This window comes from Pleomorphomonas koreensis DSM 23070, assembly GCF_000425185.1.
GTDB lineage: Bacteria > Pseudomonadota > Alphaproteobacteria > Rhizobiales > Pleomorphomonadaceae > Pleomorphomonas > Pleomorphomonas koreensis.
The window spans coordinates 316,616-332,391 of record NZ_AULH01000001.1; the positions used below are offsets into that span (position 1 = coordinate 316,616).

Below are 15,776 nucleotides of genomic sequence, written 5' to 3' on the forward strand. Positions count from 1 at the left end.
CCGCCCACACGTTTCAGGAGCGTCATGTCCGGCACCCCGACCTTCGCCGTCGCCCCCAGCTTTCTCGGCCTTTCCCGCCACGATCGCGCCGCCGCCTATGCGGTGGCCGGCATCCCGCTCGACATCGGCGTCACCAACCGCACCGGCGCCCGCTCCGGCCCCGGCGCCGTGCGCGCCGCCAGCCGCATGCTGACCGACGGCGACCACCCGCATTTCTGGATCGACCCCGTCGCGCTCGATATCGCCGACATCGGCGACTTCGCCATTGCCCTCGGCGACCTCAAGGAGAGCTACCGGCTGATCGAACGGCAGGCGGAAGGATTGAACCATCTCCTCGCCATCGGCGGCGAGCACGGCATCACGCTGCCGCTCCTGCGGGCGCTGCGTCGCAAGACCGGCGCGCCGCTCGGCCTCGTCCACTTCGACGCCCACGTCGACACCTGGCCGGACAACTTCGGCCAGGCCCTCGGCCACGGCTCGCCCTTCTACCACGCCATCGAGGAGGGCCTCGTCGATCCCCGGCGGATGATCCAGATCGGCATCCGCTCGCCGGTGCAGCGGGCGGTGTGGGACTGGACGGTGGAAAAGGGCGTCACCATCCTGACGGCGCAGGACGTCCACCGCCTCGGCCCGGCGGCGGTCGCCGAGCGGGTGCGGCAGGTGGTGGGCGAAGGCCCGGCCTATTTCAGCTACGACGTCGACTGCCTCGACCCGGCCTTCGCGCCGGGCACCGGCACGCCGGAATTCGCCGGCCTCCTGCCCTGGCAGAGCCAGGCCATCGTCCGCGGCCTGACGGGGCTCGACTTCGTCGGCATGGACGTCGTCGAGGTGGCGCCGGCCTACGACGTCTCCGAGATCACCGCGCTCGCCGCCGCCACGGTGATCTGGGACTATCTCGGCCTCGTCGGATCGGCGGCTATTTCCTGAGGATGGCCTTGAGGATGGCTTCCGAGGTGATGGCGCCGACGATTGTCCCGGCGTCCTCGACCAGCACCGGCCGGCCGCTCCCGACCGAGGCGGCCATCACCTCGCGGATCGGCGTCTGCGGCCGCACCACGGCGCTGTCGCCGTCGCGCTGGTACCCCTCGGCTGGCGTCATCACGTCGGCGGCGCGCAGCACGGCGAGCGGGTTCATGTGGGCGACGAACTCGGCGACATAGGGCGTCGCCGGGTTGAGCATGATCTCCTGCGCCGTGCCGACCTGCACGATGCGGCCGCCCGCCATGATGGCGATGCGGTCGCCGAGCTTCATCGCCTCGTCGAGATCGTGGCTGACGAACAGGATGGTGCGCTTCAGCGCCTCGCGGAAGCCGATCAGCTCGTCCTGGAGCTTGTCGCGGATCAGCGGATCGAGGGCGGAGAACGGCTCGTCCATCAGCAGGATCGGCGCCTCGGTGGCGAAGGCGCGGGCAAGGCCCACCCGCTGCTGCATGCCGCCGGACAGCTCCTGCACGCGCCGGTCGGCCCAGTCGGCGAGATGCACCAGTTCGAGTTGCGCCCTGACGCGGGCGGCGATCTCCGGCTTGGGCACGCCGGCCAGCTCCAGGCCGAGCGCCACGTTGTCGGCCACCGTCCGCCAGGGCAGGAGGCCGAACTGCTGGAACACCATGGCGACGCGGTTGCGGCGGATGCGGCGCAGCGCCGCGCCGTCGCAGCGGGCGACGTCGACCTCGCCGTCGCCGTCGCGCACCAACAGCCGGCCGCGGCTCACCCGGTTGAGGCCGTTGACGGCGCGCACCAGCGTCGACTTGCCCGAGCCCGAGAGGCCCATCAGCACCAGGCACTCGCCCTCGCGCACCGAGAAGGAGGCCTGCATGGCGCCGACGGTGAGGCCGGTCTCGGCGGTGATGGCGGCGGGATCGAGGCCGGCGTCGATCAGCGGAAAGGCGGCCTCCGGCTTCTTGCCGAAGACGATGTCGACGCACTCGAAGCGCAGCGCGTCGCGGACGGGCGAGGGGGACACGGGAACAACTCCTCAGCCGCGGATCCGGCACATCCGGTCGAGCATGATGGCGATCAGCACGATGGCGAGACCGGCGGTAAATCCCATGCCGATGTTGACGGTGTTGAGCGCCCGCACCACCGGCACGCCGAGGCCGTTGGCACCGACCATGGCCGAGATCACCACCATGGAGAGCGACAGCATGATGGTCTGGGTGAGGCCGGCGAGGATCTGCGGCATGGCGTGCGGCAGCTCCACCTTGACGAGGCGTTGCAGGGGCGTGGCGCCGAAGCTGTCGGCCGCCTCGATCAGCGGCTTCGGCGTCGAGGCGACGCCGAGCGCCGTGAGGCGGATCGAAGCGGGCAGGGCGAAGATCACCGTGGCGATCAGCCCCGGCACCATGCCGAGGCCGAACAGCACCAGCGCCGGGATCAGGTAGACGAAGGTGGGGATGGTCTGCATCAGGTCGAGCACCGGCCTCAGCGCCGCCATCGCCCAGGGCCGGCGCGCCGACAGGATGCCGATCGGCACGCCGAGGCCCATGCAGAGCACCGAGGAGGCGACGACGAGGCCGAGCGTCTGCGTCGTCTCCTTCCAGAAGCCCTGGTTGACGATGAAGAGGAGCGCGGCGGCCACGAACAGGGCGAGCGGGATCGACCGCTTCAGCACGAAAGCCAGCGCGGCGATCAGCGCCACGGTCAGCGGCGGCGGCGGCGCCTGCAAGGCCATGACGATCCAGCCGACGATGCCGCCGAGCACGGCGGCGATCATGTCGAAGACGCCGCCGCCGTTGGCGGTCAGCCAGTCGACCAGCGTCTTGGCGAAAGGGCCGACCGGTATCTTGTAGGCCGTGAGGAAGTCCATGATCGCCTCAGCCTCCCGTTCCCGTCGTCATCGTCAGAGCCCCAGCGACGCCTTCACCGCGGCGAGACCGTCGCCGCCGTCACGCGCCGTCACCCCGTCGAGCCAGGGGGCGAGCGCCTCGGGATGCGCCTTGATCCAGGCCTTGGCGGCGTCCTTGGCCTCGGTGCCGTCGTCGAGGATGGCGCCCATGATCTCGTTCTCGAGCGCCAGCGTGAACTTCAGATTGCCGACGAAGCGGCCGAGGTTGGGGCAGTCGGCGGCGAGATTCTTGCGGGTGTTGGTGTAGATGGTGGCGCCGCCGAAATTCGGTCCGAACACCTCGTCGCCGCCCGAGAGATAGGCCATCGCGAAGCGGGCGTTCATCGGGTGCGGCTCCCAGCCGAGGAAGACGATCGGCTTTTCGTCCTTCACCGCCCGGCTGACCTCGGCCAGCATGCCCTGCTCGGAGCTTTCCACCAGCTCGAAGCCGGTGAGGCCGAACTTGCCGCCGTCGATCATGCCGAGGATCAGCCGGTTGCCGTCGTTGCCCGGCTCGATGCCGTAGATCTTGCCGTCGAGCTGATCCTTGAACTTGGCGATGTCGGCAAAGGACTTGAGGCCGGCGTCATAGGTGTATTTCGGCACGGCCAGCGTGTACTTGGCGCCTTCGAGGTTGATGCCCGTCACCTCGATCGCCCCCTTGTCGACGTAAGGCCGCAGATCGGCCTCCATGGTCGGCATCCAGTCGCCGAGGAAGACGTCGATGTCGCCGTTGGCCAGCGAGGCGAAGGTCACCGGCAGGGCGAGGAGCTGTACCTCCGGCTCGTAGCCGAGGCCCTCCAGCAGCACCGAGGCGACGCCGGTGGTGGCGGCGATGTCGGTCCAGCCCACGTCGGCGAAGCGCACCTTGGTGCAGGCGTCGCCGTCGGCGGCGAGCGCCGGCGCGGCGAGGAGGGCGAGCGGCAGGGCGGCAACAACGGATTTCATCGGTGGGCTCACTCCCAGAAGCCCTGCGGAAGCGGCGTTCCGGCCGGGCTGTGACAGATTTATTACCATGGAGCGCCGAATGAATACGCATTTTCCGGCGCTTGCCAACGCTTTTTTTGGGATAAGGCGCGGACTACTTCGCGAACGCGCCGGAAACCCGGCCGTTGCAGCGTATTTTCGAGCCGTTGCCGCCGCCTCTCCCTTTCGGACAGGGCGAAATTACGCTGCCAGATTTTTATTGATTGAGAAGTCAATTAAAAATATGCTGTCTCGTCAGGGGAGGAACGATCATGCCGAAACTCGGAATGCAGCCGATCCGCCGGCGGGAGCTGATCGTCGCCGCCGTCGAGGCGATCCACGAGCGCGGCCTGAACGGCGTCACCATGGGCGACATCGCCAAGCGGGCCGGCGTGTCGCCGGCGCTCGCCCATCACTACTTCGGTTCCAAGGACGAGCTTCTGTCGGCCACCATGCGGCATCTTCTCACCGAATTCGCGCTGACCGCCCGCCGTCGCCTCGCCGCGGCCGGCGATCCGCGTTCGCGCGTCGACGCCATCCTTCAGGCGAGCTTCGCGCCCGAGCAGTTCTCGCCGGCGGTGACCTCGGCCTGGCTCGCCTTCTACATGCAGTCGATCCACGACCAGGCGGCCACGCGGCTGCTCTCCATCTACCTGAAGCGGCTCGAAGCCAACCTCCGGCACGAACTGAGGCCGCTGGTCGGCGACGGCGCCGCCCCGCTCGCCAGAGGCATCGCGGCGATGATCGACGGCCTCTGGCTGCACGCCGCGCTGCCGACGCTGCACCGTTCGCCCGACGAGGCGCTCGGCATCCTGCGCGACTATGTCGACGGCCGCCTCGCCGTGGCGCGGCGCTGACGGTTCTCTTTGCATCCGGAGCGCGTCATCGTTAGGCTCGGCTCTCCTCCCGGAGCCGACCGCCCATGCCCGTCCGCCACATCGCCCTCGCCGTTCTCGTCACGGCGATCTGGGGCTTCAACTTCGTCGTCATCCGTCTCGGCCTCGGCTCGGTGCCGCCGCTGTTGCTGGCCGCGTTGCGCTTCGTCGTCGCGGCGCTGCCGGCCGCCTTCCTCGCCCGGCCGAACGTGCCGGCGGGTCGGATGATCGCCATCGGCATGACGCTGTTCGTCGGCCAGTTCGCCTTCCTGTTCCCGGCGATGAAGCTCGGCATGCCGCCGGGTCTCGCCTCGGTGACGCTGCAGAGCCAGGCCTTCTTCACCATCCTGTTCGCCGCGCTCGCCCTCGGCGAGCGGCCGAAACCGCGCCAGCTCGCCGGCGCCGGCGTCGCGGCGGCCGGCCTTCTGACGATCGCCAGCACGGTGGGCGGCGACTTCACGCTGATCGGCCTCGGTCTCACCATCGCCTCGGCGACGAGCTGGGCGCTCGGCAACGTCCTGATGCGCGGCGCCGGCAAGGCCGACATGCTCCCGATGATGGTCTGGCTGAGCCTGGTGCCACCGATCCCGCTGTTCCTGTTGTCGCTGGCCTTCGAGGGTTGGCCGGCGATCGTCGCCGGTGTCGGCGGCATGGGCGTCGTCGGCGCCGGCTCGGTGCTCTACCTCGCCTTGCTCGCCACGCTGGTCGGCTTCGGCCTCTGGGGCTTCCTGCTCCGGAACCACCCGGCCTCGACGGTGGCGCCCTTCTCGCTCCTGGTGCCGCTGTTCGGCACGCTGTCGTCCTGGCTGGTGCTGGGGGAAACCTTCTCGCCGTTGCGCGTTGCCGGCATGGCGCTGATCCTCATGGGCCTCGCCACCATCGCCCTGCCGCTTCCCGCCTTCGCCAAACGGAAAAGGGCGGCCTGACGGCCGCCCCCGATCCTTGTTCCCAGTGGCCGGCCGCTTACGGCAGCGGCGCCGGGCTGGCCGACAGCGACCGGAGGTAGGCGATGATGTTGGCGCGATCCTCCGGCTTCTTGACGCCGGCGAAGGCCATCTTGTTGCCAGGCACCTCGGTCTTGGGATTGGTCAGGTAGATGTCGAGCGTCGCGTAGTCCCAGACGTGGCTCTCGCCGAAGGTCACCATGGCCGGCGAATACTTGAAGCCCGGATGCGTGCCCGGCTTGCGGTTCACCACCTCCCAGAGGCCGGGGCCGACCTTGTTGGCGCCCGAATCGGCGAAGGAATGGCAGGCGGTGCAGACCTTGGCCGACTTCTCGCCGGCGGCGACATCGGCGGTCTTCAGGCGGTCGGCAATCGACCCGCCGTCGGCAGCGGCCGGAGCGGCGGCCGGCGCGGCTGCAACTGCGGCTGGCGCCGACGCATCGGCGGTGGGCGCCGGCTCGGTGGCGGTCGGCGCGGCGGTCACCTCGGCCGGCGCCGCTTCGGCGGCCGGCGGCGTCTCGACCGCCGGCGCGGCAGCGGCGGTGCTGCTTGCCTCGGGAGCGGGACCAGCCGGAGCCGCTTCGGCAACCGGTTCGGTCACCTCGACGACATAGCCGGGCACCTTGAGTTCCTGCTTGGCGAAAATCTGATTGGACACGAAATCGATGGCGAAGGCGACGACGGCGACCGCCAGCACGGCGCCGATAATCTTGGTGGGTTGCAGCGACATCGGGGATACCGGCTCCTTGGGTCGCGCGGCGCCCGCCCCGGCGCGCGTGACAACACGATCAGAAAGCGACCTCGCCAGAGGCATTTCGGTCACACCCGGCAGCATATAAGGGATTTTGCTCCCTGCTGCAAACTATCCTCAGGTCGCGCCACGCCGTATAAAGCCGCCGCGCCGCGTTGCCGCCTGCCCGCGAGGATCCGACCCATGTCCGAGACGAAGCCCAACACCCTGGTGATCATCCCCTCGCGCCTCGGCTCGACGCGCCTGCCGGACAAGCCGCTCGCCGACATCCATGGCGAGGCGATGATCGTCCACGTCTGGCGGCGGGCCGTGGAGGCCGGCATCGGCGAGGTGGTGGTCGCCTGCGACCATCCGTCCATCGCGGCGGCGGTCGAGGCGGCCGGCGGCCGGGCGGTGCTGACCCGCCCCGACCATCCGAGCGGCTCCGACCGCATCTTCGAGGCGCTGGGCAAGGCCGATCCCGACGGCCGCGTCGAGGTGATCGTCAACGTGCAGGGCGACCTGCCGACCATCGCGCCGTCGGCCGTGCGTGCCTGCTTCGATCCGCTGCTCGACCCGGCCGTCGACGTGGCGACGCTGACCGCCGAGATCGTCCGCGACGAGGAGCGGACCAATCCCAACGTCGTCAAGGTGGTCGGCTCGCCGGTGGCACCAAGCCGCCTCCGGGCGCTCTACTTCACCCGCGCCACCGCCCCTTGGGGCGACGGGCCGCTCTACCACCACATCGGCCTCTATGCCTACCGCCGGTCGGCGCTCGCCCGCTTCGTCGGGCTGCCGCCGTCGACGCTCGAAAGGCGCGAGAGGCTCGAGCAGCTCCGCCTCCTCGAAGCGGGCATGCGCATCGACGCCGCCATCGTCGACGACGTGCCGCTCGGCGTCGACACGCCGCACGATCTCGACCGCGCCCGGGCGATCATCGGCGCTGCAATCAACGGATGACAGGCCGGAAGGCGGCTGCTATGCCGCTTTCCGCCTCTTGATCAGCGGACGGGAACGATGTCGGAGAAATTGTCAAAGAAGCTGAAGGTCGTGTTCCAGGGCGAGCCGGGCGCCAATTCCCATCTCGCCGCCCTCGAGGTCTATCCCGATTGCGAGGCGGTCGCCTGCCCGACCTTCGAGGACTGCTTCGCCGCCCTCGCCTCGGGCGCCGGGGACCTCGGCATGATCCCGATCGAGAACTCGACGGCCGGCCGCGTCGCCGACATCCACCACATCCTGCCGCAGGCCGACGTGCACATCATCGGCGAGCACTTCCTGCCGGTGCATCACCAGCTCCTGGGCGTCAAGGGCGCGCGCCTCGCGGACGTCCGCACGGCGCAGAGCCACGTGCAGGCGCTCGGCCAGTGCCGGCAGACGCTGCGCGACCTCGGCATCCGGCCGATCGTCGGCGCCGACACGGCCGGCTCGGCCCGCGAGATCGCCGAGGCCGGCGATCCCTCGCGCGCCGCCATCGCCTCGTCGCTGGCCGCCGACATCTACGGCCTCGACGTGCTGAAGGCCGATTGCGAGGACACGCTCCACAACACGACGCGCTTCATCATCCTGTCGCCGCAGCCGGTCGCCGCGCCGCCGCGCGGCACGCCGACGGTCACCACCTTCATCTTCCGCGTCCGCAACATCCCGGCGGCGCTCTACAAGGCGCTGGGCGGCTTCTCCACCAACGGCATCAACATGACCAAGCTGGAGAGCTACCAGCTCGAAGGCCAGTTCTTCGCGACGCAGTTCTACGCCGACGTCGAGGGCCACCCCGACGACCCCTCGGTGAAGTTCGCGCTTGAAGAGCTGGAATTCTTCAGCCGCGAGGTCAAGGTGTTCGGCAGCTATCCGGCCAGCCCGTTCCGCGACAAGATCCGCGAGCCGGCCGCCCATCTCGGCCTCCGGCCCGGAGAATAGGGCTCACTTCAGGCCGGCCCACACCTCGATCAGATGGCGGGCGACGGCGAGCGGCGGCGGGCAGTGCAGCTTGCCGACTTCGGTTTCCGTCAGCATCGCCTTCACCTGATCGCGGCCGAACCAGCGGCAGTCGTCCATCTCGGCCTTGTCGACCTTGATGTCGGTGGAGATCGCCTCGCCGTAGCAGCCGAGCATCAGGTTGGCCGGGAACGGCCAGGGCTGGCTGGCGTGATAGCGGACGGCGCCGACGTCGATGCCCGATTCCTCCTTCACCTCGCGGCGGACGGCGTCCTCCATGGTCTCGCCCGGCTCCATGAAGCCGGCGAGGCAGGTGTACATGCCGGCCTCGAAGCGCGGCGTGCGGCCAAGCAGCACCCGGTCGTCGCCGTCCTCGATCAGCATGATCACCACCGGGTCGGTGCGCGGGAAGTGCTGGGTGCCGCAGCCGGTGCAGTTGCGCTGGTAGCCGGCGGCGATGCTCACCGTCGGCGCGCCGCAGACGCCGCAAAAACGGTTGCGCCGGTGCCAGAACAGCGTGGCGCGCGCCTGCGCCGCCGGGCCGTAGCTGTCGGCGCCGACCATGCCGTCGCGGGCGAGGCTGCGGAGGTCGACGAGGCTTTCGCCCGGTTCGAGTTCCGGCGCGGATCTGAATTCGCCGGCGAACCACGGCCGGTCCTCAAGGTCGAGCCCGAGGAAGATGTGCGTCTCGCACTCGCCGAACAGGGCGTCGGCCGCGCTGCCCTCGAAGTCGATGCGGCCCGATCTCAGCAGCACGCGGTCGTCGGCGAGCATCATCAGCCGGCGGCGCGGATCGTCGAGGTGGCGCTGCACCAGCGCCGCGTCGGCGCGCTGCTCGGAGTGGCGGTGCAGGAAATTGACCGAGTAGGTATTATGGCTCGACCAGTCGAAGCCGGTGGCGGGATCGGGAGGCAGGATCATCTTGGGTTCGCTTTCGGGGGACGTCGGTCAGAAGCGGTTGCGGCCGGCGTTGAGGAGCCGCAGCACCAGCCAGACCGGCACCACCACCACGGCGCCGAGCAGGAAATAGCGCCAGACGCGGTCGATGGCGTCAAAGCCCATCGACCAGATGCGGTCGACGAAGCGCAGCGCCGAGGCGACGATGTCGTAGGGCTCGACGCCGAGCGCGGCGAGCACGACGCCGACGACCAGCGACAGGATGACGAGGCGGACGAGCAGGCGCGCCGGGCTGTCGCCGAACAGGCGCTCGAATCGGTCGGACATGGGGAACGCTCCGGCTCTCCGGTGGGGAAGGTCGCCGAGAGATAGGCGCGCCGGCCGGCCTTGTCCAGCCGTCGGCGGCGATCGGCGAGGGCAATCGTTTGAAGCCGCCTTTGGCGACGACCGGGGCGGAACAAGCTGAAGCCGCCAAGCGGCTTCCGGTGCCGACTGGCGCCGCGCGGAGCGAAAGCCAAGGGCTAGGCCAGTCGGCAACAGAGGCCGAAAGACAATGCTGAAGCCGCCCGGCGGCTTCCGGCGCCGACTGGCGCCGCGCGGAGCGTGTCTTTCGTGGCGAAGCCCCGAAAGACGGAAAGCGGAGCGAAAGCCAAGGGCCGGAGGCCCGCCGGCGCTTGAGGCCACCTAATTCAAAGTGCGCGCCGCCATGGGGATGTCGAGCGAGAAGGCGGGGATCGTCACATCGAGCGCCGTGCCGAGATCGTCGACCATGCGGTAGCTGCCGGCCATGATGCCGCTCGGCGTCGACAGCGGGCAGCCGCTGGTATACTCGAAGGCCTCGCCCGGCTCGATGATCGGCTGCTGGCCGACCACGCCGGGGCCGGCCACGTGACGGCGGAAGCCGTTGGCGTCGGTGATCTCCCAGGCGCGGGTCATCAGCTGCACGGCGCGGCGGCCGTTGTTGGCGATCACCACCCGGTAGGACCAGACGTAGCGGCTCTCGTCGGGGTCGGACTCCTCGACGAGGTAGCGCGGCTCGACGCTGACGGCGATGTCGTGGCTGACGGCGGTGAACATGGCGGCCGGTCCCGGTTTGCTGCTGGCGTCAGTAAAGGCTTTCGGGGAAGAAGCGCAAGGCGAGATCGGCAAGCGTGCCGTCGGCGTCGAGGCTGCGCAGCGCGCCGTCGATGGCCGCCTTGAGCGGCGCGTTGCCGGCGGCGACGGCGATCTTCATGCCGTCGCCGAAATAGGCCGGTTCGGTATAGGCGCCGCCGGAGAAGGCGCAGCAGCCGGCGGCGGCCGGGCCGCTCAGCCAGAAGGCGGCGCCGACCGCGCCGGTGAACAGGGCATCGACCTTGCCGTCCTTGAGGAGAGCGAACAGCTCCGCCTCGCTGGCGGCGGTGCGCGGTGCCGCGGCCGGAAAGAAATCCCGGATGAAGGCCGCGTAACGGCTGCCGGCGAGAACACCCACCGTCTTGCCGGCGAGCGCGCGCGGCGACGGCTCGACCAGCGCCGGCCAGCGGCGGACGAAGCGGGCCGGCTCGCGGAAATAGGGCACGGAATAGGCGAGGTGGCGGCGCAGCGCCGGCGTGTCGGCGACGCCGGCGGCGATGGCGTCGGCCTTGTTGTCGCGCACCGTTTCGAGCAGCAGCGGGAAGGGCCGCACCTGGATGGTGCAGGGAATGGCGAGCCGGGTGCAGATCGCCCGCGCAACCTCGACGTTGAAGCCGGTGATGACGCCGCCGCCATCGACGAAGTTGAACGGCGGGAAGTCGTCGGCGGTGACGAAGCGGATGGAGGCGGGGCTGGCGCCGGCCGCCTGTCCGGACGCCGGCGGCACGAGCTGGGGATAACCCGCGTCGGCCGCGCGGGCCTCTGCAACCAAAGGTGAAGCCAAGCCGGGAAGGCTTGCAAGTATTGTCAAACCGATTGCAATTAAGAGACGGAGTCTTCGCATTTTGTCAGGGCATCGGCCGTTGGCTCAACCATGGTCTTCATGAGGCTATCCGAACTCGGCGGCCGGCGAAAGCCTCGGCTGGCCGCCGGCCCGGCTCCTCTCCATCCGGGCGGCGAGGATCGGTTCGCGGCGGAAATCGCCCGCCGCCACGGCTTTCCCTTCATCGCCCTGTCGTCCCGGCACGCGCTCGTCACGCCGGAGGCGCTGGGGCCGTCGCAGACCTCCGCCCTGCGGGCGGCCGAAATCCGCCTCGACGGCGACGTGGTCACCGTGCTGGCGCCGCCGCTCGATCATCTGCCGGTCCTGCTCGCCGCGCTGGCCGCCCAGGCGCCCACGCACCGCCGGTTCGCGGTGACGACGCCGCGTCGCCTCGAAGCGCGGCTCCGGGCCAGTCTCGCCGAGCGGACCGAGCGCGCCACCACCAGCCACATCGCCGCCCGTCTGCCGGCCTTCTCGGCCAGGACGGTGCCGACGCCGCTCCAGAAGGCGCTGATCGTCGCGCTGGCGGCGCTGTTCGCGCTCGGCGCCATGCTGCCGCTGTCGGTGGCGTCGATGGCGGTCAGCATCGCCTCGGTGGCGGCCTTCCTCGGCCTCGCCCTCGTCCGGCTCAGCGCTTGCCTGGCGCGCATCGGCCGGCGGCGGACGCGGCCCGACCTGCTGCCGGACGAGGCGTTGCCGAGCTACACCGTCCTGGTGGCGCTCTATCACGAAGCCCAGATGCTGCCGCAACTGTCGGCGGCGCTCGACCGGCTGGACTATCCGCTCGACCGGCTCGACATCGCCTTCCTCGTCGAGGAGGACGATCCGGCGACGCGGGCGGCCGCCGAGGCGGCGGTCGAGGGCCGCGCCCACATGCGGGTGATGGTGGTGCCGGACGGCAGGCCGCGCACCAAGCCGCGGGCGCTCGCTTACGGACTTGCCTTCAGCCGGGCCAGCCTCGTCGCCGTCTACGACGCCGAGGACCATCCGCATCCCGATCAGTTGCGCGTGGCGGCGTCGGCGCTCGCCGCCGGTCCGGACGAACTCGCCTGCGTGCAGGCGCGCCTCGAAATCGTCGGGGCGCGCAACTGGCTGCAACGGCAGTTCCTGATCGAATACGCCTATCTGTTCTCCGGCACGCTGCCCTGGCTGGCGGCGGCCGGCCTGCCGCTGCCGCTCGGTGGCACCTCCAACCATTTCAAGCGGCGGGCGCTTTCCGCCGTCGGTGGCTGGGACCCCTACAACGTCACCGAGGACGCCGACCTCGGCGCCCGCCTCGCCCGCTTCGGCTACCGAACCGGCGTCATCGACAGCGTGACGCTCGAAACGGCGCCGGCCACCGTCGGCGTCTGGCTCAGGCAACGCCGCCGCTGGGTGAAGGGCTGGCTGGTGACGGCGCTCGTCCACGCCAGCCGTCCGACCGGGCTGCTCGATGACCTCGGCGGCCGGGCGGCGCTGGTGATGCTGCTGCATTTCGCCGCCAACATCCTGTCGCCGCTGCTTTACCCGGTCTGGCTGATCGCCCTGGCGCTCTATTTCCTGGGCGTGGTGGACCCGCCGGCCGGCGACACCTTCGCCGGCAGCCTCGTCGTGGTGGCCGCCGCCACCGGTCTGGTAATCGGCTTCGGCAGCACCTTCCTGATCGCCGTCCTGTCGCTCGACCTCAGACGGCGGCGCGATCTCAAGCTGGAGCTGGTGTTCCTGCCGATCTACTGGTTCCTGAGTTCCTGGGCGGCCTGGCGGGCGGTCGGCGAGATCCTGGTCAACCCGCATTCCTGGGCCAAGACGCCGCATGAGCCGACGCCGGCCGAGCCCGACCGGCCGCGCCGCTGGTCGTGGCCGGCCTGGCTGCGCCTGCCGTGGCGGCAGCGCCGTCAGCCCTGCGAATAGCCGGGAAGTCGGCGGACGCCGGTCACCGGCCCGCCGCCGGCGGCGATGCGGGCGATGGCGGCGCCGAGCGGCTCGATCACCGTCGCCATCTGGAAGCCGCTGGCGTGCAGCAGCCGGTCCGGCCCGGCGACGATACCGACGTGACCCTTCCAGAACAGCAGGTCGCCGCGGACGAGGGCGTCGGGATCGCCGTTCCAGTCGATGGCCGCGCCAACGGCGGCCTCCTGCTGGTCGGTGTCGCGCGGCGCCCTGACGCCGACCTCGGCCAGCGCCCGCTGGAGGAGGCCGGAGCAGTCGATGCCCAGGCTGGAGGCGCCACCCCAGAGATAGGGCGTGCCGACATAGGCGGCGGCCACTGCCACGAAATCGTCGGCCGGCGGCGCGTCGAGCGGCGCGAGATGCTTCATCACCGTGGCGGTGCCGCCCGAGAGCAGCGCGTAGACGAGGCCGCGCCGCTCCACCTCGCCGGTGACGGTGACCAGCGCCGCCTGCACCAGCGGATAGGCGACCGGCAGCTTGAGGTCGGAGCCGGAGAATGCGAAGGAACGCAGCGCCGTCACCCGGTGGCTCGGCGCGGGCGCCGAGAAGGACAGCGCCTCGGCCGGCAGATAGCCGACGTAGCCGTCGCGCCCGAGCCGGGAAAAGGCCCAGCCCTCGGCGTCGACGTCGAGCACGTCCACCGCCTCGCCGTGGATCGCCTCGCTGTCGAGCGGACAGTCGGGGCGGGGCTCGCGGCGGAGGCCGGCCAGCGGCGCGGTGATCCGGGCCGGTCGCGGCGCGGAGTAGCGTTCGGCCGCCACGCTGCCGGCCAGCGCGGCGTCGGCGAGGTCGGGGCGGGCGAAGGTGGTGCGGCGGTCGGGGGTCAACGCGGCAGCTCCCGGGCTTTGTCCACGATGGTGTCGGCGAGGCGTTCGAGGAACAGCGCGCCTTCGACGGTGCGGTGGACGACGACGTTGCGGCGGTCGGCCTCGTCGCGCCTGCGGCCCAGGAGCTTCAACTCGCCCATGGTGTCGAGCGCGCGGGTGATCGCCGGCTTGGTGACGCCGAGCTTCTCGGCAAGGCCGCGCACCGTGTGCGGCGGCGGCTCCAGATAGACGGTCAGCAGCACGGTGATCTGGCGCGGCGACAGGTCGGCGCCGTTCTCGCGCACGGTGGCGAGCGAGACGTCGTGCCAGAGTTTCAGGGCCTGAGCGGGACGCATGTCGATCGGCATGCGCCCCTTCTACACCGAATTCGTTTCGGAGGCGTTATTATCCGGCCAGCGCCCGGTCGAGGTCGGCGATCAGATCGTCGACGTGTTCGAGGCCGACGGAAAGGCGCAACAGGCCCTGACGGATGCCGAGTTCCTGCCGCACCTCTTCGGAAAAGCGCTGGTGCGTGGTGGTCGAGGGATGGGTGACGAGGCTCTTGGCGTCGCCGAGGTTGTTGGAGATCTTGATGATTTCCAGCTTGTTCACGGCGGCGAAGGCGCCGTCGCGGCCGCCCTTCACCTCGACGGCGATCATGGTCGAGCCACCGGTCATCTGCTTTTGGCAGACGTCGGCTTGCGGGTGGCTGGCGAGGCCGGGGTAGATCACCCGCTCGATCTTCGGATGGCCTTCGAGGAAGGCGGCGATCTTCGCCGCGCTCTCGGTCTGGCGGGCGACGCGCAGCGAGAAGGTTTCCAGCGCCTTCAGCATCACCCAGGCGTTGAACGGGCTCATGGTCGGGCCGGTCTGGCGCAGGAACACCTGGAGATACTGCTCCAGGAACTCCTCGCCGCACAGCACGACGCCGCCGAGGCAGCGGCCCTGGCCGTCGATGTGCTTGGTGGCCGAATAGGCGACCACGTCGGCGCCGAGTTCCAGCGGCTTCTGGTAGAGGGCGGTGGCGAACACGTTGTCGACGACGAGGCGGGCGCCGGCGGCGTGGGCGATCTCGGCCACGGCGGCGATGTCCACCACTTCCAGCGTCGGGTTGGTCGGGCTCTCGAAGAACAGCACGCGGGTATTGGGCCGGACGGCCGCCCGCCATTCGTCGAGGTTGCGGCCGTCGACGAGGGTGCACGAGATGCCGAAGCGCGGGGCGAGGTCCTCGACGATGTAGCGGCAGGAGCCGAACAGCGCGCGCGCCGCCACGATGTGGTCGCCGGCCGACGCCTGCGAGAGGATCGCCGCCGTCACCGCCGCCATGCCCGTCGCGGTCGCCCGCGCCACCGGCGCGCCTTCCAGCAGCGCCATCCGCTCCTCGAACATGGTCACCGTCGGGTTGGAAAAGCGGCTGTACTGGAAGCCCGGATCGAGGTTGAGGAAGCGCGCCTCCGCCTGCTCGGCGCTGTCGTAGACGAAGCCCTGCGTCACGAACATCGCCTCCGACGTCTCGCCCCACTGGGAGCGCAGGCTGCCGCCGTGCACGAGCGCGGTGTCGGGATGCCAACTGGCCTTGGTCATGTCGTCGTCCTTCGTTGTCGGGGGTCCGAAAAAAACGAACCCGGCTGCCTATGGCGAGCCGGGCGTCAACGAGCGACATGACCGTCCCGACCTTTTAGCAGCCTTGTTTAACGTGGCGGCAAGCCGGTCGGCTCAAAGAACCACGATGCTTTCGGGTCTAGGGGATGGCGCGGCAAAGGTCAAGCCGTCCCGGCGGCGCGGCGGCGGCGGTCCGCCACCCTTGGTCGGCGGCGAGGCCCCGTGAAAGTGCCAAGCCCTTCAAGGTGGTGTTTGCCATACCCGGATAATTCCCCGATCCGTACGGAATCTTGATTGATAGGGTCCAGGATGCGGGCCATGGACCTCCCGCGTCT

Annotated in this window: 17 protein-coding genes and 1 riboswitch; of the genes, 6 read left to right on the plus strand and 11 right to left on the minus strand. The window is 70.1% G+C overall.

Annotated features, from left to right (window positions below; genetic code table 11):
* Positions 1-24 precede the first annotated feature (24 nt).
* Entirely contained in the window at positions 25-927 is a 903-nt protein-coding gene (speB, locus tag H512_RS0101340; RefSeq protein ID WP_026781991.1) for an agmatinase, read from the plus strand.
* On the opposite strand, the gene choV is transcribed toward speB, so the two are convergent.
* The 3 genes from choV to H512_RS0101355 are packed head-to-tail and all read right to left on the minus strand — an operon-like array spanning position 917 to position 3,772.
* Positions 917-1,963, minus strand: coding sequence for a choline ABC transporter ATP-binding protein (choV, locus tag H512_RS0101345; RefSeq protein ID WP_026781992.1), 1,047 nt, complete (start codon positions 1,961-1,963; stop codon positions 917-919). The two genes, speB and choV, sit on opposite strands and share 11 nt — an antisense overlap.
* Positions 1,964-1,975: 12 nt before the next feature.
* On the minus strand, positions 1,976-2,806 hold the full coding sequence (choW, locus tag H512_RS0101350; RefSeq protein ID WP_026781993.1) for a choline ABC transporter permease subunit: 831 nt from the start codon (positions 2,804-2,806) through the stop codon (positions 1,976-1,978).
* 33 nt (positions 2,807-2,839) lie between these two features.
* Entirely contained in the window at positions 2,840-3,772 is a 933-nt protein-coding gene (locus tag H512_RS0101355; protein WP_026781994.1) for a choline ABC transporter substrate-binding protein, read from the minus strand.
* Between the two features lie 290 nt (positions 3,773-4,062).
* Here H512_RS0101355 and betI point away from each other — a divergent pair, with 290 nt between their 5' ends.
* Together betI and H512_RS22110 are read left to right on the plus strand one after the other, a co-directional pair.
* Positions 4,063-4,647 (plus strand): transcriptional regulator BetI, encoded by a 585-nt coding sequence (betI, locus tag H512_RS0101360; protein WP_026781995.1) that lies wholly within the window; start codon positions 4,063-4,065, stop codon positions 4,645-4,647.
* 65 nt (positions 4,648-4,712) lie between these two features.
* On the plus strand, positions 4,713-5,591 hold the full coding sequence (locus H512_RS22110) for an EamA family transporter (RefSeq protein ID WP_036789419.1): 879 nt from the start codon (positions 4,713-4,715) through the stop codon (positions 5,589-5,591).
* A 37-nt stretch (positions 5,592-5,628) separates the two neighbouring features.
* Here the strand turns inward: H512_RS22110 and H512_RS25525 are convergent, their stop codons facing one another.
* A complete protein-coding gene (locus H512_RS25525) occupies positions 5,629-6,339 on the minus strand; it encodes a c-type cytochrome (protein WP_053239458.1) in 711 nt (236 codons plus the stop codon).
* Positions 6,340-6,543: 204 nt separating this feature from the next.
* On the opposite strand from H512_RS25525, the gene H512_RS0101375 reads away from it, so the two are divergent.
* Together H512_RS0101375 and H512_RS0101380 are read left to right on the plus strand one after the other, a co-directional pair.
* A complete protein-coding gene (locus tag H512_RS0101375; RefSeq protein ID WP_053239459.1) occupies positions 6,544-7,299 on the plus strand; it encodes a 3-deoxy-manno-octulosonate cytidylyltransferase in 756 nt (251 codons plus the stop codon).
* Positions 7,300-7,368: 69 nt separating this feature from the next.
* Positions 7,369-8,253, plus strand: a complete 885-nt coding sequence (locus H512_RS0101380; protein WP_026781997.1) for a prephenate dehydratase — start codon at positions 7,369-7,371, stop codon at positions 8,251-8,253.
* 3 nt (positions 8,254-8,256) lie between these two features.
* Here H512_RS0101380 and nudC read toward each other — a convergent pair whose 3' ends face one another.
* The 4 genes from nudC to H512_RS0101400 all read right to left on the minus strand — a co-directional run bounded on the left by nudC (position 8,257) and on the right by H512_RS0101400 (position 11,008).
* Positions 8,257-9,192 (minus strand): NAD(+) diphosphatase, encoded by a 936-nt coding sequence (nudC, locus tag H512_RS0101385; protein WP_026781998.1) that lies wholly within the window; start codon positions 9,190-9,192, stop codon positions 8,257-8,259.
* Positions 9,193-9,219: 27 nt separating this feature from the next.
* A complete protein-coding gene (locus H512_RS0101390; protein ID WP_026781999.1) occupies positions 9,220-9,495 on the minus strand; it encodes a DUF6460 domain-containing protein in 276 nt (91 codons plus the stop codon).
* 357 nt (positions 9,496-9,852) lie between these two features.
* Positions 9,853-10,245: a Co2+/Mg2+ efflux protein ApaG gene (apaG, locus tag H512_RS0101395; RefSeq protein ID WP_026782000.1), complete on the minus strand. Its 393-nt coding sequence runs from the start codon at positions 10,243-10,245 to the stop codon at positions 9,853-9,855.
* Positions 10,246-10,273: 28 nt separating this feature from the next.
* Positions 10,274-11,008 (minus strand): transporter substrate-binding domain-containing protein, encoded by a 735-nt coding sequence (locus H512_RS0101400; protein WP_169507110.1) that lies wholly within the window; start codon positions 11,006-11,008, stop codon positions 10,274-10,276.
* A 156-nt stretch (positions 11,009-11,164) separates the two neighbouring features.
* Here H512_RS0101400 and H512_RS22120 point away from each other — a divergent pair, with 156 nt between their 5' ends.
* Positions 11,165-12,994 carry a glycosyltransferase family 2 protein gene (locus H512_RS22120; RefSeq protein WP_169507111.1) on the plus strand — a complete coding sequence of 610 codons (1,830 nt, stop codon included), beginning with the start codon at positions 11,165-11,167 and terminating at the stop codon, positions 12,992-12,994.
* Here H512_RS22120 and H512_RS0101410 read toward each other — a convergent pair.
* Genes H512_RS0101410 through H512_RS0101420 form a run of 3 tightly spaced genes read right to left on the minus strand, consistent with a single transcriptional unit; the run spans position 12,979 to position 15,423 of the window.
* Positions 12,979-13,860, minus strand: a complete 882-nt coding sequence (locus H512_RS0101410; protein ID WP_026782002.1) for a C40 family peptidase — start codon at positions 13,858-13,860, stop codon at positions 12,979-12,981. The genes H512_RS22120 and H512_RS0101410 overlap by 16 nt on opposite strands.
* Positions 13,857-14,207 carry a MarR family transcriptional regulator gene (locus H512_RS0101415; RefSeq protein ID WP_026782003.1) on the minus strand — a complete coding sequence of 117 codons (351 nt, stop codon included), beginning with the start codon at positions 14,205-14,207 and terminating at the stop codon, positions 13,857-13,859. Before H512_RS0101415 ends, H512_RS0101410 begins: the two co-directional genes overlap by 4 nt.
* A 37-nt stretch (positions 14,208-14,244) precedes the next feature.
* Positions 14,245-15,423, minus strand: coding sequence for an O-succinylhomoserine sulfhydrylase (locus H512_RS0101420; RefSeq protein ID WP_026782004.1), 1,179 nt, complete (start codon positions 15,421-15,423; stop codon positions 14,245-14,247).
* Positions 15,424-15,497: 74 nt separating this feature from the next.
* Positions 15,498-15,577, minus strand: a riboswitch (SAM riboswitch).
* Between the last annotated feature and the right edge of the window lie 199 nt (positions 15,578-15,776).